At 43.0% G+C, this 21,324-nt stretch carries 17 protein-coding genes and 1 riboswitch; of the genes, 11 read left to right on the top strand and 6 right to left on the bottom strand.

What is annotated here, in order from left to right:
* Positions 1 to 85: 85 nt before the first annotated feature.
* Positions 86 to 757: a hypothetical protein gene (locus BROSI_RS10095; RefSeq protein ID WP_052563637.1), complete on the bottom strand. Its 672-nt coding sequence runs from the start codon at positions 755 to 757 to the stop codon at positions 86 to 88.
* Positions 758 to 1,208: 451 nt separating this feature from the next.
* Here BROSI_RS10095 and BROSI_RS10090 point away from each other — a divergent pair, with 451 nt between their 5' ends.
* From BROSI_RS10090 to tnpC, 4 genes are all read left to right on the top strand, one after another.
* A complete protein-coding gene (locus BROSI_RS10090) occupies positions 1,209 to 2,975 on the top strand; it encodes a mechanosensitive ion channel family protein (RefSeq protein ID WP_157842475.1) in 1,767 nt (588 codons plus the stop codon).
* A gap of 212 nt (positions 2,976 to 3,187) precedes the next feature.
* The gene (gene shc / locus BROSI_RS10085; protein WP_052563634.1) at positions 3,188 to 5,254 is read left to right on the top strand and encodes a squalene--hopene cyclase; all 2,067 of its coding nucleotides are present in this window, start codon (positions 3,188 to 3,190) and stop codon (positions 5,252 to 5,254) included.
* Positions 5,255 to 5,292: 38 nt separating this feature from the next.
* A riboswitch (cyclic di-GMP riboswitch) is annotated at positions 5,293 to 5,407 on the top strand.
* A gap of 235 nt (positions 5,408 to 5,642) precedes the next feature.
* Entirely contained in the window at positions 5,643 to 6,122 is a 480-nt protein-coding gene (locus BROSI_RS10080; RefSeq protein WP_052563632.1) for a hypothetical protein, read from the top strand.
* 493 nt (positions 6,123 to 6,615) lie between these two features.
* Positions 6,616 to 8,034 carry an IS66 family transposase gene (gene tnpC, locus BROSI_RS10075; protein WP_052561421.1) on the top strand — a complete coding sequence of 473 codons (1,419 nt, stop codon included), beginning with the start codon at positions 6,616 to 6,618 and terminating at the stop codon, positions 8,032 to 8,034.
* Between the two features lie 275 nt (positions 8,035 to 8,309).
* Here tnpC and hpnH read toward each other — a convergent pair whose 3' ends face one another.
* Entirely contained in the window at positions 8,310 to 9,305 is a 996-nt protein-coding gene (gene hpnH / locus BROSI_RS10070) for an adenosyl-hopene transferase HpnH (RefSeq protein ID WP_052563630.1), read from the bottom strand.
* Positions 9,306 to 9,529: 224 nt separating this feature from the next.
* Between hpnH and BROSI_RS10065 the strand changes: the two genes are divergently transcribed.
* The 7 genes from BROSI_RS10065 to BROSI_RS10035 all read left to right on the top strand — a co-directional run bounded on the left by BROSI_RS10065 (position 9,530) and on the right by BROSI_RS10035 (position 15,664).
* Positions 9,530 to 10,303, top strand: coding sequence for a phosphorylase family protein (locus BROSI_RS10065; RefSeq protein WP_052563628.1), 774 nt, complete (start codon positions 9,530 to 9,532; stop codon positions 10,301 to 10,303).
* A gap of 23 nt (positions 10,304 to 10,326) precedes the next feature.
* A complete protein-coding gene (gene purE, locus BROSI_RS10060) occupies positions 10,327 to 10,833 on the top strand; it encodes a 5-(carboxyamino)imidazole ribonucleotide mutase (RefSeq protein WP_052563626.1) in 507 nt (168 codons plus the stop codon).
* Positions 10,834 to 11,105: 272 nt separating this feature from the next.
* On the top strand, positions 11,106 to 12,164 hold the full coding sequence (gene mtnA, locus BROSI_RS10055; RefSeq protein ID WP_052563624.1) for an S-methyl-5-thioribose-1-phosphate isomerase: 1,059 nt from the start codon (positions 11,106 to 11,108) through the stop codon (positions 12,162 to 12,164).
* 13 nt (positions 12,165 to 12,177) lie between these two features.
* Entirely contained in the window at positions 12,178 to 12,522 is a 345-nt protein-coding gene (locus tag BROSI_RS10050; protein ID WP_052563622.1) for a hypothetical protein, read from the top strand.
* Between the two features lie 57 nt (positions 12,523 to 12,579).
* On the top strand, positions 12,580 to 13,164 hold the full coding sequence (locus BROSI_RS10045; RefSeq protein WP_052563620.1) for a hypothetical protein: 585 nt from the start codon (positions 12,580 to 12,582) through the stop codon (positions 13,162 to 13,164).
* A 120-nt stretch (positions 13,165 to 13,284) separates the two neighbouring features.
* Complete coding sequence (locus tag BROSI_RS10040) at positions 13,285 to 14,313, top strand: VWA domain-containing protein (RefSeq protein ID WP_052563618.1); 1,029 nt, start codon at positions 13,285 to 13,287, stop codon at positions 14,311 to 14,313.
* A gap of 502 nt (positions 14,314 to 14,815) precedes the next feature.
* Entirely contained in the window at positions 14,816 to 15,664 is an 849-nt protein-coding gene (locus tag BROSI_RS10035) for a universal stress protein (RefSeq protein WP_052563617.1), read from the top strand.
* A 25-nt stretch (positions 15,665 to 15,689) separates the two neighbouring features.
* Here the strand turns inward: BROSI_RS10035 and BROSI_RS10030 are convergent, their stop codons facing one another.
* The 4 genes from BROSI_RS10030 to BROSI_RS10015 form a co-directional block, all read right to left on the bottom strand.
* On the bottom strand, positions 15,690 to 16,211 hold the full coding sequence (locus BROSI_RS10030) for a Slp family lipoprotein (protein ID WP_052563615.1): 522 nt from the start codon (positions 16,209 to 16,211) through the stop codon (positions 15,690 to 15,692).
* A gap of 140 nt (positions 16,212 to 16,351) precedes the next feature.
* A complete protein-coding gene (locus BROSI_RS10025) occupies positions 16,352 to 17,851 on the bottom strand; it encodes an FAD-binding oxidoreductase (protein WP_052563613.1) in 1,500 nt (499 codons plus the stop codon).
* Between the two features lie 274 nt (positions 17,852 to 18,125).
* Complete coding sequence (gene rfbD / locus BROSI_RS10020) at positions 18,126 to 19,001, bottom strand: dTDP-4-dehydrorhamnose reductase (protein ID WP_052563612.1); 876 nt, start codon at positions 18,999 to 19,001, stop codon at positions 18,126 to 18,128.
* Positions 18,998 to 20,887 (bottom strand): ABC transporter ATP-binding protein, encoded by a 1,890-nt coding sequence (locus BROSI_RS10015; protein WP_052563610.1) that lies wholly within the window; start codon positions 20,885 to 20,887, stop codon positions 18,998 to 19,000. Before BROSI_RS10015 ends, rfbD begins: the two co-directional genes overlap by 4 nt.
* Positions 20,888 to 21,324 lie beyond the last annotated feature (437 nt).

Raw genomic sequence — 21,324 nt, 5'->3', positions numbered from 1 at the left:
AACCTCTTTTCTCCGTTCTCCGTTTTTACGAAGACTGGTTTCATGAGGACTGTTTCGGTAAATTCATTTTGAAGCTGTTTCAAATTCATAGTTGGACCTCAGCCTCAGGCTTTTCCTGTTGGTCTTTTTCACTCTCTTTTTTCAGAACCTCATCCAGGATTCCACTTAATTTTTCTATACCCTTCTTAATTTCCGTTACGTATCGCTGCAATGCTTCATCCAGTTTTTTTGATGCAGCTTCACCCGCCTTTTTCATTTTCTCCTCATATTCAGGCATTTTTTGTTTTATCTCTCCGAGGGCTTCATCCATACGCTCTGACAATTTTCCGCCCAGCGCTTCTAATTTTTTAGCAATATCAGAAAAGGTATCATCTTCCTGTATCGTTTCTTTTGTTTGTGCATAATCTACCCTCCATTTTCCATCCTCTTTTTTAAGAATCGTTTGGAGTGGAACAGTAGTTTCAGTGCCATGTTTCTGTACTCGCGCCGTTGTCTCTATGGTAGTAAGGTCACCATCAATAACAATCTTGCCAAACGTCACAAACGCATCTTTGAATTGTTCGTTGGATGTGTCTATCAAAGTTCGGGTCGATGTTGTGGCATATTTACGGGCATTCTCCATGTCCTGAATTTTCATGGTATCCCAAAAGTGTTGAGCTACTTCTTGCGGGGATTTGTCCCTGTAACAGCCAGACACGAATGTAGTTGTTACAATAGTCAAATAAACCCAACTCAAGCAAAATCGTTCCAGAATCATTTTAATTCCTCCAATGCTTTAGTACTTTCATTTTGTACCTCTTAAATAAAATGACTTACCCATTATATTACACGGAAGTTCAGATATGTGTCAAAAAATCTTTGATTTGTTGAATATAAATTTTTTACGGCATTTTCTCAAGGTAAAATGTAACTTGGTCGTCGGATTGGAATCATAAGGTATTGATGGTCAGCATTGATCTTCAAAGATAAAAAAGATCCTCTATCCATTGGATCACGATGTTGAAAATTTCTCCTTGAGTGTTCGTTTAAATAAGCTATACTTGCACGAATGCTTCGTTATGCAGACAACATATGTCCATGCATTTGAGGAAGTATTTGGTATCGTATTGGGTATAATCCGCTCAGTTTTCATAAATTTTCGGTCTTATCAATTTGATGCAAAAGAAATTGTTATCACGGTGTTCAATTATGGAGGCTGTACAAATACAATGAAAGCGAAGACAGGTCTTATTGCGCTTCTTATCGTCATTTCGTCTTTCCTTTTTTTGAAGAATATCCCGGTATGCGGGCAAGCAGAAAACCGGGAACTCCCTGCTGCCGGTAACCCGGATGCCACAGGATCGGTGAATACAATAGACGCCCTTACCGGCGTTATTCAAGTAATTAGGGAATTAGGGAAAGAAATCGAAGACAAAAAAACGAAACTCCATGAGGCGGAAACACATGAAGAGAGATCAGAAATATCGAAAGAAATTGATAAACTGAATGAACGATTGGAATCTCTCAGGGTAAATTTTGAGGAAATTGCAACTGGTCTGGATTTGGAGACGTTTTATGCAAAACCTCAAAAACGTTTTGACTGGAAGGAGGAAATCCAAACCCTGATAGGGCCGATTATTAATGACTTGAAAAGCATAACTGCCCGCCCACGGTTAATTGAAAATCTGCGGACACAAGTGGATTACTACGAAAAGCAAATTTTCCTGGTAAGAAATGCCATAGAAAATATCCACAATCTTGCTGCTCAAGTGAAGGGTGAAAATCTGAAAAATCAACTCATTGACCTTGAAACTGAATGGTATAATAAAGGAAAACAAATTTCAAGCCAGCTTACCGTGGCAAAATACCAATTGGCTGATAAATTGAGTGAAAGGAAATCTTTTCTTGAATCGAGCAAAAATATCGTGCAGGTATTTTTCAAAAGCCGGGGGAGAAATTTTGTCTTATCCGTATTAGCATTCCTTTTTGTATTCTTTTTGCTTCGTTACATTCACCGGCATATCTATAGAGGCAGTTTTATTCACAAGACGGTGGCGAGTTCGTTTTACATTCGCCTTGCAGAAGTGTTATATTATGTACTCACATTTGTCGGCGCTACCGGGGCATTATTGATCGTATTGTATATTTGCGGTGATTGGGTACTTTTGGGTATTGCATTCATTTTTATTATAGGGCTTATTTGGGCGGCGAAACAAACTCTTCCTCGTTTCTATGAACAAGGCACCCTTTTATTAAACCTTGGAACTGTGAAGGAAAATGAACGCGTGATATACAATGGTCTTCCATGGAAGGTGGCTTCGTTGCACCTCTATACCCTCCTGGTTAATCCGGAATTGAAGGGTGGAATGCTCAGGATTCCCATACGGGATTTGAAAGATATCAGATCGCGCCCATATCATCCGGATGAACCCTGGTTTCCTTGCAAAGAAAACGATTGGGTGCTTCTGGCAGATGGGACAATGGGTAGGGTGGTTACACAGACTCCCGAGACTGTACAACTTATTATCGGCGGTGGCAGTTATAAAACTTATCCTACGGAAGAATTTTTGAAACAAAATCCAACGAATATTTCCAGGAATTTTCGCGTTAATGTTACCTTTGGTATTGATTACCAGTATCAGTCAATAAGCACTACAGAAATTCCTGATAAACTGAGAGAAATGATAAAGGCTGGGCTTATAAACGAAGGTTATGGGAATGACATCATCAAGCTTACTGTGGAATTTAAAGCAGTCGGCGATTCATCTCTCGACTATATAATTCTTGCTGATTTTTCGGGGCAGGTTGCAAAAGATTATTATAAACTTTCCCGAATCATTCAAAAAATTGCATTAAACACATGCAATAAATTTGGGTGGGAAATTCCTTACACGACATACACCATCCATACTGCTCCATCTCAGTCTCAGCAAAGAATTTCTGTGCCGATTCAACCCACCACAGATACCGCAAAGGTCACAGAGACTTCATCTTGATGGTCGACACCTTGGCCTGTTTCAATAGAAAAATAACAGAAGGTATTTTCTATCAAGAAATTTAGTAACAATGTAAGTTTTCCTTGCAATTAATTCCTAAATTTGTTATTTTGTTGGCCAAAGTATTTCCTTAACCTTATGGTAATCATCTACTTACTATTTTAGAATGATAATAAATTGATATTGGAGTGTTGTTTGGGAGATTCTAAAGTATGAGAAATTTCTTAATTAGCTTTTTTGAACGATTGGAAACAAGTATCCATAAATTCAACGGCAACGGAAATGGGAACGGGAACGGCAATCACCCTATTCCTGAATTATCCGAGCATGAATTAAGATTCGAAAGTATGCCTCTTGGGGCAGGTTTCCATACTCCGTTGTCAACAAAAAATCCCCTAGACATTACCATATATAGGGCACAACAATACCTTCTCCGCAATCAAAACCGGTCTGATGGACATTGGGTGGGAATCTTAGAGGCAGATACTACCATAACATCTGAATACATCATGCTCATGCATTTTCTTGGAAAGGTAAACCAGGAAAAACAAAGATTGGCAGCGAATCTACTCTGTGAACATCAGATCTCTGACGGGGGGTGGAATATTTATTACGGAGGGCCGAGCGAAATCAGCGCTTCGGTAAAGGCCTATTTTGCCTTGAAATTGGCAGGATACTCTGCAAACGAACCCTTTATGCAAAAAGCCAGGAAGCGCATCCTTGAGATGGGCGGCATCATGAAGGCCAACTGTTTTACGAAGATTTATCTTGCCATGTTTGGACAGGTTGATTGGCAGGCCGTACCCGCTGTTCCGGCCGAAATGATCCTGTTTCCACCGGGTTTTTATTTTAGCATCTACGAGATGTCGTATTGGTCGAGATGTATTGTTGTTCCCCTTTCCATTGCCATAGCTAAAAAGCCGCATATTCCGGTAGGGGATGACATGCTGAAGGAACTTTACCTGATCCCGCGCGAAAAGGTAGTTTACCGTATTAAGCGGGACCAATCGGGATTGAGCTGGCATAATTTCTTTATTGATGCCGATAGTATTTTCAGGAGATATGAACAGCAACCCATTAAATTTATCAGAAGGATGGCCCTCCGCAAGGCAGAAAAATGGATGCTGGACCATGTGGAAAAATCCGGTGGTTTAGGGGCTATATGGCCCGCAATGGTCAACTCGATCTTTGCCATGAAATGCCTTGGATATCCGGATGACCACCCCGCATTAAAGAGCCAGTTGCAAGAGGTAGAAAACCTGGTTGTATACGAAGTGAATAAACTCTATTTACAACCATGCGTATCGCCTGTCTGGGATACGGCATGGGCAATCATTGCGCTTCATGACTCGGGGATACCCGGCAGCGATCCGGCATTACAAAAAGCAGGGCGATGGCTCATCAGCAAGGAAGTCAGGAATTTTGGAGATTGGGCTTTAAAGTGCAAGGTGGAAGAACCGAGCGGCTGGTATTTCCAATATGCAAACGAGTTTTATCCCGATACCGACGACAGTGCGGCCGTGCTTATGGCATTACAGCGGGTATCATTGCCTGAAACTGCCCACAAGGAGGCATCGGTTTTACGTGGATTACGATGGATTATGGCTATGCAATGTGATGATGGAGGTTGGGGCGCATTTGACCGCAACAATAACAGAGCTATTCTCAATCACATACCGTTTGCGGATTTTAATGCATTATTAGACCCGAGTACGAGCGATGTTACTGCCCGATGTACAGAATTTTTAGGTCGTATTGGGTTTAGTAAGACCTCGGGCCAGATTCGCATGGCGATAGAATTTCTCAAAAAAGAACAGGAAAAAGACGGAACATGGTTTGGGCGTTGGGGCGCAAACTATATTTACGGCACATGGTCTGTGCTCGCCGGACTTGCAGCAGTTGGAGAGGACATGAACAAGCCGTATATCAAAAAGGCCGTTGCGTGGTTGAAAAGTGTCCAAAATTCCGATGGGGGATGGGGCGAGACGATAAAATCGTATGATGACCCATTCCTTAAGGCAATTGGCAAAAGTACGCCTTCGCAGACGGCGTGGGCTTTGTTGGGTTTAATGGCCGCAGGTGAGATACATTCTGATGCAGTAGAAAGGGGTATAAAATTTTTATTAATGAAACAAAAAGAAGACGGAAGCTGGGATGAAGTTGAATTTACCGCAACGGGTTTCCCTAAGGTCTTTTATTTAAAATACCATATGTATCGCAACTATTTCCCCTTGATGGCATTGGGGAGATATCGCAATTCCATACATAACAAGGTGTGACGTGGCACACTTTGTCTGTTTCCACTGAAAAATTCACATCACGATAAGGGCAAACCCTGAGCGATCAGGGGACGCAAAGGACAGGGTCTTGTAAGCGGTTTAAACCGCTTAAACCGTTCAAACGGCTTTGAAAAAGACAGCCTTACTGCCAAAGATGTTTGCTATGAATATATTGCAGTACGGCTTTTTTATTTTTAGGACAAGAAAAAAGGGGCATAATTTTTTATCCACCTATTTGATTCTTTGCTGAACAAACATAATAGCTATTTAACTTTGCATCCTTTTTATTTCAAAAAATTAATACCATAACTATGACCGAACAACAAGAGCAACAAGCATCGTTTCCATTTTCTATTACCCTGCTTATTGCTGCAATTATCGCAGGTGGATGGAACGGCAGGTAGATGAGGAAAAGGTGCTTGCCCGTCTGTGGCAGGATCCATTTCAAGCCGTTGAAAGTTATAGAAAAGATGCCAAGGTGTCACATCAAGATTTTACAATTCGTAATATCAATGACCCCTGTTCAAAGATATTCATACCTCAAAAAGATATTAAGAAGGTATTGATCATGCCCGTTATGATTACTGATGGTCATTATACAGAAGATGCAGAGGAGCGACAGAGAACTCGATATGCCGTGCTTTCAGCGCTTCATGTTGCCGGATATCAACCCAGGAATGAAACACATATTGGAGCGTTTAAAGCAGAGATTAATGGGGAAGAACGTCTAGTTCCATACGAGTGGTATCGTCAGGATACGCTGATATTGCAAGCGCTTCGTAATGAATTTCCTAACACCATCTTTTTTACCACAGACCTTGACGCACGCCTCTGGCATACACAGAATTACCTTTTACAAGGAACCTGATCGCCGCATCGAGTTATGGACTGGAATTTCCTGGTAAATGGCAACGAGATGTTCCTCCGTTTAGATCCACCTATCAAACTTCCGTCTTTGTTGCTGCGTTACAGACACTGGGCATCTTAAATGAAGATGATGCCGATTTAAATAAGATACGTCCTCGCATCTTTGAAATAGGAAGGGGGGGCATATGATTTAACTCCTACAACAAGGGATCCAGAGTTTTGTAAGGGGTAACTATTCAGTGAAAATATTTTAAAATATGTTTGACAGGATATCCGGGACAGAGAGTCGTTTGGATTAGTTTGTGGCATATATGGCCTGTAGAGGTGGTTAGTACAGCCTACATGAGGAGAGAGCACAGACATGGACAGGCTGGTGTTGGTAAGAGGAATTCGTGCTTTTGTCGTGTCTTATAGCGCCAATAAAAAGGATGAAAAAGCCTGTGATATAATAGCCGCAGTAAATAAATGGGTGGCTCATCATACAGGCGGATTCATTGACGATAGACAATATAGACATAGAGGTAACGCTCCAAAAAGTAGAGAAGCTTCTTTCTGAAGAGAAAGTGCTGTCGCCAGCCATGAGGTCCATGGTAGAGTTATTGGTAGTAGTAATAACGCTGCTGGTTGGTCGTTTAAACCGTAACAGTCGCAACAGCAGTAAGCCTCCCTCAAGTGATCCGAATCGCAAGAGAGAAAGCAAGGCGAAGGGCGAGAGGAAGGCGGGTGGACAAAAGGGTCGTGAGGGGGTGACGCTGAAAAGGGTTGAGAACCCTGATAAGGTGGAAGTGATAAAAGTAGACCAAAGGAAGTTGCCGCGTGGGGAATATACGGTGGTGGGTTACGAAGCGCGCCAGGTGTTTGATATGAAGATTTCACGGGAGGTAACAGAGTATCGTGCAGAGATAGTAGAGGACGCGGAGGGGAACCGATTTATCGCGCCCTTTCCTGAAGGAATAACAAAGGCGGCGCAGTATGGGGCGGATTTGAAGGCGCATGCAGTATATATGTCACAGTATCAACTGATACCCTACAAGAGGATTCAGGAGTATTTTGAAGAGCAGATGTCGATGCCGGTGAGTGAAGGTTCCTTGTACAATTTTAATCAGGAAGCCTACGAATATCTGGAAATCTTTGAGGAGAAAAGCAAAGCAGAACTCACCAAGTCAGAGGTGTTGCATGTGGATGAAACGAGTATTAACAAGAACGGGGATAGATATTGGTTGCATAGCGCATCCAATAGGCAGTGGACATGTTTTTATCCTCACGAAGGGAGAGGGACAGAGGCAATAGATAGCATAGGAATATTGCCCCAATTTCGTGGGATTCTTTGTCACGACCATTTGAAGGCGTATTACACCTATCCCTGTACGCACGCGCTCTGTAATGCGCACCACCTGAGAGAATTAGAGGGTGTGTGGGAAGAGGACAATAAGCAGCAGTGGGCGAAAGAGATGAAGGCCTTGCTTGAAGAGATAAATCGTGCAACATGCGATGCCGGAGGAATGTTGGGCGCCGATGAGTCTGAAAAATATCGGCACAGGTACCGGGTGATATTGCAAAACGCAGAAGCCGAAAGCCCTCCCCCTGATGAAACAAACCGTAAGGGGAAAAGGGGGCGAGTGAAAAGGACAAAAGCCAGAAATCTTCTGGAACGATTACGAAAGTATGAGGATGATGTCCTGAGGTTTATGGACAATAAAAACGTCCCTTTTACGAATAATTTGGCTGAAAACGACATCAGGATGACAAAGGTTCAGCAGAAAATATCGGGCTGCTTTCGTTCTTTGGAGGGAGCCAGGATTTTTTGCCGCATTCGCAGCTACCTCTCAACTTGTCGAAAACAAGGGGTAAATTTGAGACAGGCATTAAAGATGCTATTTCATGGCGAATTGCCTGATTTTGTTCGCTCATAGCAATTATGAGCGAATATACGCTGAATAGATACTGTAAGGGTGAGTTTACAGAAGAGAGGACTGTTCAAGGACTCTGTAACATAATTAAACGAGACAACTATACATAGCGACATAAGTTTACAACTGTCTGTCATTCCGGGCTTGACCCGGAATCCAGTATTTTTCTGGATTCCCGCTTCCGCGGGAATGACATATTCGTATCTGATTAATGACGCTGTGTATAGATGCAACACTTCCTTCCGCAACCACGTGAGTTGCTAAGGTGATTATTTTCTCTAGCTGAAACTCCATTTGGCCATTTCAATGATATCAGATAATCGTTTTCCACCTTCTAACACTACTGTGGGCTCAAAACCGCAGTGCATCATACAATTTTCGCAACGCGGGTCATTGCCTTCCTGATACTTCTCCCAATCCGTATTTTCCATGTACTCAGCAAAGGTTTTATAGTGAGTGTCTGTAATAAGGTAACAAGGGCTTTTCCAGCCTAAATAGTTTCGGGTTGGATTTCCCCAGGGTGTACACCTTAGGTACCTTTCCCCCTTTAAAAATTTTAAATACAGGGGAGAGTTCAGTATCTTGTATTTCTTTGAAATTCCATAAATGAATCCAAATCGTTCCTGTATCTCATTCCGGCAAAGGAACACCTCATTCTCGTTGTGTTCAAAACTAAAGCCAGGGGAAACCAGCATACCATCGACACCTAACCCCTCCAGAAATGAAAACAATTCCTCTATCTCATCTTCACTGGTATTCTTATATATGGTTGTGTTTGTGCAGACATTAAATCCCGCCCGTTTTGCCTCCCGAATAGCCCTGGTTGCACGATCAAAGACCCCTTTCCCTGCAATAGCATCATGTGTTTCAGCAAGGCCATCGATGTGAACATTAATGTTAAAATATTTACTGGGCTTCAGTTTTTTTATCGCATCTGCCAATAAGATGCCATTGGTACACAAATAGATGTGCCTTTTTTTATCCAGGATACCACGGATAATTTTATCAATCTCAGGGTGCATCAGTGGCTCGCCGCCTGTAACAGAGACAACAGGTGCGGGACATTCTTCCACTGCCTGAATACACTCTTCAGGACTTAACATCTCCCGCATGGTTTCCCGGTACTCCCGTATGCGGCCGCAACCCTCACAAGCGAGATTGCATAAATGAGTAATCTCTAACATTAATACCAGTGGAAACCGTTCTCTGGATAAAAACTTGTTCTTAATCAGATATTTTGTCAAAGAAGAACCTAATGATAATGATACCCTCATAATAGGGAAAACTCCATTTTGTAACAAAGCAAAAAATAATGAGCAAAGACGTAAACACAAAATGCTATATCAAATAGATAATACTGTCAAGGATTATTTAAGTGGTCACTGTTGAGTTTTCCGTAGTCTGGTGATTGATCAGGCGAGAACTTTTTCATAATTATATTGAAAATTTCAATTAAATTTGATTCCATTTATGCGTTTCTTATCAGACAGGAAGATTTATGATAGCAGTATTTTTTGCATTAAGCCAGGAAATGGCCTCCCTAAAATCGCAAGTAAATATCGTAAAAAAGATTCGGTATGCCCATGCCGTATTCTATCAGGCAGAATTTCATGGTTTTCCGATAACCCTTGTTCAGACAGGCATAGGGAAAAATGTATCGGATGTAGTACACCGCCTGTCAAAATGCTTCAGGATACAATTAATGGTTTCTTCTGGTTTTGCAGGCAGCGTAAGGCCAGAAGTCGGCATCGGGGATTTAGTTATAGGAAAACATGTTCTGTATTCTTCCCAGGAAACCTGGGAAGAAACAATCAAAATCGATTCAACCCTTTCCTGTGATACATCCATTGCAGATCTTGCAGTTGCCTTAAGCAGCGCAGATAATCTCAGATCACATTGCGGAGATATCTTGTCCGTTCATAAGATAATCCATCAGTCTTCAGTCAAAAGACATATCGGGACCAAAACTTCTGCGATAGCCGTGGATATGGAATCGTTTGTGATAGGAGAACGGGCTAATGCCATGGGAATTCCTTTTATTGTCGTGCGTGCAATTTCTGATGGCGTAGATGAAGACATGGAGATTTGCGAAGATATGGTAACCGAGGGGGGAAATGTCAGCATATCGGCCACCGTGCGTTATCTCTTGAATAGACCACACCGTATCCCCTACCTGAATCGTTTGCGCAAACAGACCGGGTGTGCCACAAAAACCTTATCGGTGTTCTTCCCAAATTTTATTACACAAATATATAATTCTTTGTTAATATAAAAACCATTTCCAGAGGGGGGATGATGGCAAAAAAAAGGATTGGGATTGTCATGGGTAGCGATTCTGACCTCACGATAATGAAGGAGGCCATGAATATACTGAAGGAATTTGATGTGGATTTCGATGTGAATATCATTTCAGCCCATCGCTCGCCAGAAAGAGCTCACTCGTATGCGACAGAAGCGGAAGAGAAGTACGATGTAATTATTGCAGGCGCGGGCGGAGCTGCACATCTGGCCGGGGTTGTTGCGAGTTTGACCCCTATTCCTGTCATTGGTGTACCCATGCCGACATCCGGGCTGGGTGGGCTGGATTCACTTCTTTCTATGGTGCAGATGCCATCGGGTATTCCTGTATCTACCATGGCTATTGGAAAATCCGGCGCTATGAATGCCGCAATATTAGCAATCCAGATAGTGAGCCTGTCCGATCCAAAAATAAGGCAAAAAATGGTACTGTATAAAAAGAAACTGTCGGATGATGTTGCAAAAAAGGATAAAGAAGCGCGGACTGAACTTGGATTACTGTAAGTGCAACGGGAGCATTCCCGATTTTTTGTGACTTCCGCTGGTTTTGGTGAAATGTTGCAGAGTGTTAACCCTGACAGGGTTGTATCGTCCTGACCTCATGAACAGTTACAAAAAATCGGGAATGCTCCCAAGTGCAACCAAGGTGAAAGTTACGAGTTGTAATGAGTTGAGAGTTCAATATCCAAAGTAATGACCCGCAACGTACAATACGTAGCAATTACGAAAAGCTTATAAAAAGAAGATTTTACCGTGAATACTATGAGGGAGAAGAAATGCCGTTACCAACTATAGAATGGGAAGGAGATGTTGAAGGTCGTATCCGATTGGTCGACCAAACTTTGTTGCCCACCGAGTTAAAATTCGTTTACTGTGAGGACATAAAAAGTATCTGGCATGCAATTAAAACACTCATGGTGAGAGGTGCGCCGGCAATTGGTATCGCAGCAGCAATGGGTGTGGTCTTAGGAATTAAGGACATACGTGCAAAGGATGCGGATACCTTTTTAAAAGAACTGAAACAGGTAACGTCCTATTTGAGCACTGCACGACCAACGGCAGTCAATCTTTTTTGGGGAATTGCCCGTATGGAGCGTGTTGCGCGGGAAAACAAGAACAAATCCGTCCGGGAAATAAAAGATGCACTCCTCCATGAAGCAATAAGAATACAAAATGAAGATAAGGTTATTTGCAGGCAGATTGGCGAGAATGGCGCAAAACTTATTAAGGACGGTAACGGTATTTTAACCCATTGTAATGCAGGCGGTTTAGCCACTGCTGATTATGGCACTGCGTTAGCCGTTCTGTTTAAGGCCAAGGAACAAGGCAAACATATCAAGGTCTATGCAGACGAAACGCGTCCCCTGCTGCAAGGCGCAAGATTGACCGCCTGGGAACTCGTGCATGCCGGCATTGATGTTACCCTGATATGTGATAGCATGGCAGCGCATGTGATGAAGCAGGGAAAGGTGCAGTGCGTAATTGTTGGAGCAGACAGGATCGCCGCCAATGGTGACACGGCCAATAAAATCGGCACTTACGGTGTCTCTATTCTGGCAAAGGAACATGGAATTCCTTTTTACGTTGCAGCCCCTGTTTCGACCTTTGATTTAAGTATAAAGTCGGGAAATGATATTCCCATTGAAGAGCGTTCACCCGAAGAAATTACCAACGGATTCGGCAGAAAAACTGCGCCCGAAGGGGTCAAGGTCTTTAATCCCGCCTTTGATGTAACCCCTGCAAAAAATATTACGGCCATCATTACCGAAAAAGGGGTGATTACGAAACCTTCTGCTGAGAATATACAACGCCTCCTGGGAACAACGATTTCTTAAAAGGGGAGTTTTTATGCATATTCATGGCCACATATTGTATATCCTGTTGAGTAGTCTGTTCCCGTTGTTGCTTTTCAGCTGTGGCAGTGAGCGTGTCAACATTGAATTCAGGACTTCCAGGCAAATTTACGTTGATGATACAAAAACAGACCCGGATAAATTAAACAAAGAACTTGAATATGACATAAGAGAAGCAGAAAAGAAACGCTTACAAAAACAACGCTCGGCAGAAGAAGCGGCCAAGGCCAAAGCAGAGGCAGAACGAAAGGCCAGGCCAGACCAGGGTGAACCGGAACAGACAAACGAAGAAGAAACGATGCTATTACAGGAAACTGAACAGCAGCCACCACAACAATGAAACCAAAGTCTAAAGTCTGATTTGTTTGTCACTGCGAAGTCTTGAAAGGAGAATGCAATGTCTGGAAAAAATCTTGTAAAGCTATTTCTTCTGACACTTGCTTGTTTGCTGGTGTTATATAGCTACGGATACTATAAAAAATACCGTGTTCTTGCAGTACTTGAAGGGAAGATTAAAATGGGAAAATATAAAGATGCCCTGGCATCCATCCAGGAATTGCAAAATTTTGCAATAATCCGCATCATAGAGAAATTAGAAAAAGAAGATCCTGTGGTTGCCTATAATAAAGGTGTATTGTATACCCTCATGGAAAACAAGAAAAAGGCGGGCGAAGAGTACCGAAAGGCCATGGAAACAAGCGACCCGACATTAAAGGCAAGGGCAATTTATAACAACGCGAACATAATCGCAACTGACATGGATTTTTCTACCGCTGCCATGCAATATGCTGAGGTATTGAAGATCGATGCCAATGATTTTCAGGCAAAGAAGAACTTGGAAAGGATGAGATTGGGCGAACAGCAGTTTAATACCATGTTTAGCCCGGAGCAACAGGAGCGGGAAGACCGCATCGAAGCCTTAAAACTCATTCCGTGGGGCACAAAATACAAGTATAGCGGGGAACAGAAGATACGCTGGTAATTTCTTGCCGGGAACACGAGAATCGTGGAGCATTTTAACTGTAACCAAACACATAAATACCAGGAAATCAGGAGTGGGTAATCAGAAGCCGGATGTTAGAAACATGCCTCCCTGACCCCTGTGTCCAACACCTTTACCATGTTATTTTTTCATTACGAAGAATATAAAATCCTCATTTATGTCCTTGCCGGTTTAATCTTTCTCTTGTATTTATTCCTTTACCAAAGAAAGTCTGCCTGGTTAAAGGCCTTTGGTCAAAGAAGTTTAGTCAACAGGTTTAGCAAGATTCCTAAAATCCACAGAAACCTCCTGAAAGGTACTTGTATGAGCGCTGCCTGCTGTGCCCTCGGGATGGTGGTATTACAGCCTAAATGGCAAACAACACAGGATCATTATGAAAAAGAGGGGTTGGAGATTGTCTTCGTCTTAGACGTCTCGATCAGCATGCTTGCAGAAGATGTGAAACCCAACCGACTCCAACGCGCAAAGATGGAGATATCCCGCCTTGTACAGGGATTGGAGGGTGACCGTGTAGGTCTGGTGGTATTTGCAGCCCGCGCTTTTTCACTTCTGCCGTATCCCACCAATGATTACGAAAGGGTCTTCCTGCGCATATTGAATATGATCAATGAAAATTATGTACGATTTGTGCCTTACGGGACGAATATTGGCAATGCGTTTATCCTGGCTATGGATACATTCAGCAAAGAAAATACGAAAAAGGTAATGATCCTCCTCACAGATGGCGAAGAGCAAATCATTACCCGCAGTCAGGTCGCAGAGGCCGTAAAACTACTGTTGGAGAGAAAGGACATCGCTATTTATGTCGTTGGCATCGGAGACCCGAAAAAGGCATCACCTATACCCAAAAGAGATAAGGAAGGGAACGTGACAGGTTACGAGCTTACGGAAGAAGAAGAAACTATTTATACCAAGCCCAACCCTGTTTTTTTACGGGAAATTGCAGAAATGGTAGGCGGGACCTATCAGCATGATGCCACAGGCAACGAACTCAAACACATTTTCGCGCAGGTCATTGAAAGACACAAAAATATCGTAGGAATCAAAAAGAAAAATATTATCAAAGATGTTTCCCAATATTTTCTCGGTGGCGCGCTAGCGCTGCTCGCGCTGTACTTTATTTTATGACGTAGTGTGTAAATCCAAAATGTATTGATAGTCTTTGAGGTATAAACGGGAGGAGCTAAACCCCAGGAGACTATCAACACATTTCAGACGTATTATTGATGTTACTTTTCGTTACTATTATCGGCAAGCCAGCAAAATAATTTAATATAAATAATTTAACAATACTGAATATTCTCATGGGTATTTCACGGCTTATTGTGAAAATAAATCCGTCATTATTGATTAAGCAGTGCATTCCTCAGTTACGAATTTCAATACAAGTAATTTTAACGAGCAGTTTTATGGACGCTCTAACTTTTTAAAATGATTGAACATCCGAAAATAACGATTGGGTACCGATATTTGAAATCTCGTATGTATCAAACCTCATATTTAACTTGACAAAACAGTACTCTTGGGTAATAATCGCATCGGCTCTCAATGATTACTGCCTTAAAGAGAACAAAGAATCCTGTTTTAGCACACACTTTTCAAAAACCAGACAATCGGAGGTTCCGCATTTATGATAAAGCTAATCCTTGTCCCTACGGATGGTTCTGAAAACAGTATAACGGCGGCCGATTATGCAATAAATCTGGCACGCCTATTTAACGCCGGTATCAGAGGATTGTTCGTTAAAGACGTCAAGGTATTGACTGGTCCCCTGATCCATGACATTGGGACGAGCATCGGCGGAATGGTTCCCTACGGCACATTCAATCAAACCGTAAGAGAAATGGTGGAATCGCAGGCTGATGCAACCTTGAATCTGCTGGAGGGAAAATGTAGCCAGGCAGGAATACCTTTTCGCCGGGAAGTAAGAGAGGGGGTTGTGAGCCGCGAGATCATCAAATCCGCCGATGACTGCGACCTGATTTCCATGGGAAAGATGGGGTCTCACGCTGAATGGCGAGACGTGTTTTTAGGCACCAATGTTGAATTTGTGGTACGACAGACCCATAAACCGGTACTTATTACACCATCCGAATTCAAACCTTTTACCAAAATGTTGATTGCTTATGACGGAAGCTCGTTTGCAGATAAGGCATTGCATAGTGGTGCTGAAATAGCGCAACTTATGAAGCTGCCTGTGACGGTGATCTTCGTGGCAGGCAAAAAAGAAGAATCTTCCGAGATACTTTCAAAGGCAAAAATATTTCTCGAAAGTTACAACCTTACCGTCAATACTGTTGCAAAAGAAGGAACCGATCATGCAAAAGGCATCCTTGAACTCTGTAATGATGAAGATGAAAAATTTGATATCCTGGTTATGGGCGCCTATGGCCATTCACGGCTCCAGGAAATGATTCTGGGCAACACCACGGTAAGGGTTATGCGGTCTACACACTGCCCAATCTTGCTCTGTCGTTAACGAGTATTCCTCGGCGAAAGGTTTGTCAGTGATAATATCCAAAGCCAAAGCCGATGTGCCACGACGGAGAAGGGGAATAATAGCTTTTTTCAACCGGCCAGAGGTATATTTCTTTCACGTAAATCAGTGGATAGGTGTATTCTGCTTCGTCTAAAGGAAGGATTCTCTTTCCCTGAACTTCTCCCGCGATCGTAACGGCTCTTCCTTTTGTAAATACGGCTACATCCAGGTAGCGGTGGTCAAGAGCCAGAAATCTCCCTTCGGTTTCATCCACGTCCTTGGGTTTCCCACGAAAACCTGCAGGACGCTGTAACACCCGTAATAAGGTACCTTCCCTGGTATTTTCGGTCTCGGCAATGGTTCCGCTCAGAAGAATCATTTGGCCTTTGTACCGTTCAGGGTCATTCAGTACCTCTGTAAAACTGACATCCGGTTTCACCTGATCTCTGATTTGTTTTGATATAACCGGGGCACAGCCAACCATGAATAACAAAAAAACCATTGGCATTGATTGAGAAAAAATGAAACGTTTGACGTTTTTTACCATATTTGCCTCCCATTCCGGAGATTGTATTGACAAGGCTTAATTGCATCATCATATCACAATGACGGCTTGAATATGTATGAATATTGCATCATTTGAAGTAATTTATTCGAGATATACTGTGCATGGCCGGGCTAAACTCCTCAGCGGAGTAAAAACTCTTCCGGAATAATGTTCCCCCTGCCCAGAATTACGTACGGATCGAGCGTCTTTTTGATGAAGGCCATCTCCTGTAGTCCAGATTGGCTAAACATATCCAAAAGATATTCACGTTTGATCTTGCCCACGCCATGCTCAGCGGAAATGGTGCCTCCCCATTCAATAATTTGTCTGACTATTTTGCGATAAAGTTGCCACCCCCGGTCAGCTTCCCAGTCGTTCTGCGGGAGGAGGTTTACGTGAAGATGATTATCCGCAATATGGCCAAAGATACAATACCGAAGACCTGAACCAGTCAAACCCTGACGATACAGCTTAAACAGATCAAAAAAGCGTTCGTTTGGAACAGTAAAATCAGTGCCAATCTTCATTTGATGATGCTGCCGCAAGATCCTATTGACAAGAACCGGAATCGCATGACGAAATACCCTGAATTCAGCATGTTCCTTTGGACTTTTGCCAAACCAGCTCTGATCAAACAGCGATTGATGACCTCTGCATAACTGAAACCATTGTTCCATGAGTATCTTTCCGGACTCAGGTTGCATCTCCTGTTCAAAAAAGATGGCTGACCGAGCATTTCCGGGAATTTGAGAATAGGATGAAAGCAGAATTTCCAGAGACTGGGAATCGAAGTACTCCAGGGCGCTGGCATCAATGAGATCTCTTCTCCGGGAAGCGCGGTTTTCCAGCGACTCTCCTCTGGCATGGTCGGCGAACTGCCAGGCATTCTCCTCCCGGTCAAAGAAAACAACGCCACTGAAGAGTTCCTGCGGCTTAGGAATTAACTCAACCTCAACCTCGGTGATCACGCCTAAAGTTCCTTCAGAACCAATAAAAAGATCAAGGGCGCTCATTCCTTGAGCCACATAGTAGCCAGCGGAGTGCTTTCCCTCAGGCATTCGGTATTGGGGTAGCTTTAATTCAAAAGAGTTTCTGTGCCCATTCAGGAAAAGGCGGCCTTCTTTATCAGCAACGAATTCCCCACGGCGTAATTCCAGGGCGTCTCCTGTTGCAAGAACCACCCTTATTCGTCTTATCCACCGTCGGGTAGCTCCGTATTTGAAAGTGCGCGCCCCCGATGCATTCGTTGCGACACTGGCGCCGATAAAGGCGTTCTGTTCTGTCGGATCCGGAGGGTAAAGGAATCCTCTTGCAGAAACTGCCTCCTGCAGCGCTCTTAAAGTAATGGCCGGTCCTGTCACGGCGTAACCGGAACCTCCGTCGATTTGATAAATTTTCCTTAATCCGCCGAGCTTTTCAGTTGAGAGAACAATTCCGCCAAACGGTATCCTTGCTCCGACGAGACCTGTACCATTTCCTGCGATCGTTACCGGTGTACCGGCGCGGCATGCCTCATCCAGCACCTGAATGACCTCTTTTTCGTCTTCAGGAAAAACCACCTCACCTGCATAGCCACCGGTAAGGTTAGAAGCGTCTTTAAGGTAAGGACGTATCGTATCGGGATCAGAGCTACGGATCATAGTGACTTTTAACAGGCCATTTCACAAATATATACAGGACTCATTTGCCACTTTACCTGCAATAACCGAATTTCCCTGTTAATTCTGTTAATCTTGCCAGCGACAGCAGATATTAAGGCAGTAACAGTCACTCTATTTTTCAATATAGTACTCATTTTAACAACCAAAGCAAAATTTGATGAAGATCATCGATTTATGGGATTAACTATTTTAAGGTAAAGCGTTTTATCCAAATTTTTATACAGCTCAAACTTTCCCCTCGTGCCCATTTGTGTCAATTCGAGGCTGAATCGTTCCATTGCCTTAAATACTCTTCCAGTGCCTCTTGCCATAGTCGCATCTTGTGTCCGCTGGCATTGGCATATTTCGCACAGTTTAGAGAAGCATTTCGAGGGACTGCGGCAGCGCGTTTGTAATCTGCGGTTTTCACAGGCAGTACCGATACCTGATCACCGGTTAATGCAAAGATCTTCTTTGCCCATTCATAGCGCGAACATGTTCCATCGTTCGTTACGTGGTACAGGCCCCGGAGATCCAGCGATATGATGTTCCATATGGCATATGATAGATCTGCCGTATACGTTGGGCATCCACACTGATCGGTAACAACAGACACGGAGCGGTTTTTCCTTCCCAGATTTAGCATGGTGGTTACAAAATTTTTCTTATACAGGCCATAAAGCCATGCCGTTCTGATAATAGCGTAATTATCGCTTATTTCTTGAATGGCAAGTTCTCCTTCGAGTTTTGATTTGCCATAGATAGAGAGGGGATTGGGTTTGTCGGTTTCAATGTAAGATCCATTCTTGGCGCCATCAAATACGTAATCGGTGCTGATATGAATAATCTTTGCCCCTGTTTCTTTTCCCGACAATGCTACATTCTTTGCTCCATCTGCATTGATAGCGAAGGCATCAGAAATCCGGGTTTCGCAGGCATCGACATCCGCGAACGCAACGCAGTTGACAATTACATCTGGCTTGATTTGAGCAATGAATGTGGAGGTATTTGGGCCATGCGTAATATCTATGTGCTTGTGATTCGCTGCGACAACTTCAATACAGGGGAATTTTGAGTCAGAAAAGTTGGGAAATCGATTTACAAGGTCTCTGCCGAGCATGCCCTGAGAGCCAATAACAAGAATTCTCATGACTGAAGTGTATCAAAATGCAACTGGTACACGCGTTTGTATTCTCCCTCACCTGACATGAGGGAGTCGTGACTGCCTGTTTCTACAATATGTCCATTTTGCATTACGATGATTCTGTCACAATGCTGGATTGTGGAAAGGCGATGGGCAACGATGATGGTCGTTTTTCCGGCGATGAGGTTATTGAGTGCATCTTGTACCAGTTTCTCAGATTCATAATCCAGCGACGAAGTCGCTTCATCTAAGAGTAAAATGGGTGCATTTTTCAGTATGGCGCGGGCAATGGCAATCCGTTGACGCTGCCCTCCGGATAGTTTTACCCCCAATTCACCCACAACGGTATCGTAACCTTTGGAGAGGCTCATAATAAATTCATGGATATTGGCAGACCTTGCCGCTGCATAAATTTCTTCAATTGTAGCATCCCTTCTCCCGTAGAGTATGTTTTCACGGAGACTGCGGTTAAAGAGGAAGGTTTGCTGGGAGACTATTGCAATGTGTGTGAGGAGCGATTCGTGTTTAATCTTTCGTATATCTATTCCGTCTATCTCTATGGCGCCTTTGACAGGGTCATAGAAACGGGGTATCAGGTTTACCAGAGTCGATTTCCCGGCCCCGCTCTTACCCACAATAGCAAGTATCTCTCCTTTGCGGATGGTAAGGTTGATATCTTTCAAGACAAACTCCTCACTGTTTTCGTAGGAAAAACTCACGTCCTTAAAAGAAATGCCTTCTTCTACGTGCTTCAGCGTCACGGCCCCGGCATGGTCTTTTATCGTGGGTTCTATCGTGAATAGTTCGAATACCCGATTGACACCCGCCAGGGATTCTTGCAAACTTGCATAACTCTTGGCCAGTTTCTTGACGGTCGTAATCACCATAAAACCTATGGCGGTAATAAACCCACCGAGTTCCCCCGGAGTGATTTTCTTTGACACAACCACATAGCCTCCCAAAATAATCAAGACAGCGAGACCCAGGGCATAAACGAATTCACTGGTACTCGTGTTGATTGCCTTTGCCTTGACCATCTTCAGCCTTTTCCTGAAGAATCGGTCACTGATGTCGTGGATTTCACGGCTCTCTTCAGCCTCCATCTTAAACGCCTTCACAATTCGAATGCCTGCAAACATTTCCCGCAAGGCATCTGTGAGGTCAGAGAGATGCCGCAAACTTCCCTTCCCATGCTTCTTGATTTTTTTGCCCATGATCAGCACAGGAATGAATATCACAGGAAAGGCAATCAGGGTCAACAAGGAAAGCTTCCAGCTAAAATAAAATGCCAGAGTCAATCCGCAAATCAATTTTAAGGGTTGCAGCAGGATTTCATCAAAAAGGACCGTAAGTCCTGACTGCGTTACAGCAATGTCATTCGTTAACCTGGAAAGGAGGTCGCCGCTCTTCCTGTTTTCAAAAAAACTCAGGGGTTGTGGGAGTAAATGGTCGCATACCTTATTCCGGATGTCCACAACAACGGCCCACATGACAAGATTTCTGAAGTATTGCTGGAAATAACAGGAAAAGAAAATAATGGGGGCGACAATTGCCATCACAATGCCGATGTTCGTAAATGAACTTGTAGCATGTTTTTGTAGTTTTTCTATAAACGCAAATTTGTGGAATATCTGATTTTTAAACTGTTTAACAGGAGATTGGTTACCTTGTTTTTGTATATCCTGCTCTATATCGATCCTCGGCAACTCTTCCACCTTTTCTGCATTCCCTATCAGAAGTTTGTCTATGATAGGCTTGATTAATGAAATCTGGACACCATTTGCCGAGGTATACATGATCATACTGATAATGGCTAATGCCATGTATTTCCAGTAAGGTCTTGCGAATGACAATAACTTGGCACATTCGCTAAAAAGAGTGCTTTTTCTCATTGATTCCTTAATTGATTATAAAACGAAAAGTTCTGAAGAATTACCGTGATACCGTGATACAAGGTGGAGGAACAAAACAAGGAACATTGGGCCAGTCCACTATTTTTGACATCAATGGCGAAGTATCGCAAAGCTACAGCAAAATGCTATCACATCATTGCATGTTTTTCAATAAAAGATTTTCTGTTCACTTGCCTTGTTAAAATGCGGACACAAGGTTAAAGTGATAAAATACCGGGAAGAATAGAGAAAAATGAAAAATAATTAAATTTCCTTGAAAGACTTACAAATCAAAGTAAAATGATAACACCTGACACAGCAAGCCGCAACCAAAAAGAGTTACCTGGCGCTGAATAATACATACTGTCGTTTGTTTTTTGATACATTTGAATTTGAGTTTTACATTTTAACAATATTATACCTTTCTCATAAACGAA

Origin of the sequence: Candidatus Brocadia sinica JPN1, assembly GCF_000949635.1 — a bacterium.
Taxonomy (GTDB): Bacteria; Planctomycetota; Brocadiia; order Brocadiales; family Brocadiaceae; genus Brocadia; species Brocadia sinica.
The sequence above is the reverse complement of the archived record's forward strand: the minus strand, read 5'-3'. Positions and strand labels throughout refer to the sequence as shown.

Coding starts and splice junctions, on each gene's coding strand:
- BROSI_RS10095 (WP_052563637.1), bottom strand. CDS start 757: ATGATTCTGGAACGATTTTGCTTGAGTTGGGTTTATTTGACTATTGTA.
- BROSI_RS10090 (WP_157842475.1), top strand. CDS start 1,209: ATGAAAGCGAAGACAGGTCTTATTGCGCTTCTTATCGTCATTTCGTCT.
- shc (WP_052563634.1), top strand. CDS start 3,188: ATGAGAAATTTCTTAATTAGCTTTTTTGAACGATTGGAAACAAGTATC.
- BROSI_RS10080 (WP_052563632.1), top strand. CDS start 5,643: ATGGAACGGCAGGTAGATGAGGAAAAGGTGCTTGCCCGTCTGTGGCAG.
- hpnH (WP_052563630.1), bottom strand. CDS start 9,305: ATGAGGGTATCATTATCATTAGGTTCTTCTTTGACAAAATATCTGATT.
- BROSI_RS10065 (WP_052563628.1), top strand. CDS start 9,530: ATGATAGCAGTATTTTTTGCATTAAGCCAGGAAATGGCCTCCCTAAAA.
- purE (WP_052563626.1), top strand. CDS start 10,327: ATGGCAAAAAAAAGGATTGGGATTGTCATGGGTAGCGATTCTGACCTC.
- mtnA (WP_052563624.1), top strand. CDS start 11,106: ATGCCGTTACCAACTATAGAATGGGAAGGAGATGTTGAAGGTCGTATC.
- BROSI_RS10050 (WP_052563622.1), top strand. CDS start 12,178: ATGCATATTCATGGCCACATATTGTATATCCTGTTGAGTAGTCTGTTC.
- BROSI_RS10045 (WP_052563620.1), top strand. CDS start 12,580: ATGTCTGGAAAAAATCTTGTAAAGCTATTTCTTCTGACACTTGCTTGT.
- BROSI_RS10035 (WP_052563617.1), top strand. CDS start 14,816: ATGATAAAGCTAATCCTTGTCCCTACGGATGGTTCTGAAAACAGTATA.
- BROSI_RS10030 (WP_052563615.1), bottom strand. CDS start 16,211: ATGGTAAAAAACGTCAAACGTTTCATTTTTTCTCAATCAATGCCAATG.
- BROSI_RS10025 (WP_052563613.1), bottom strand. CDS start 17,851: ATGATCCGTAGCTCTGATCCCGATACGATACGTCCTTACCTTAAAGAC.
- rfbD (WP_052563612.1), bottom strand. CDS start 19,001: ATGAGAATTCTTGTTATTGGCTCTCAGGGCATGCTCGGCAGAGACCTT.
- BROSI_RS10015 (WP_052563610.1), bottom strand. CDS start 20,887: ATGAGAAAAAGCACTCTTTTTAGCGAATGTGCCAAGTTATTGTCATTC.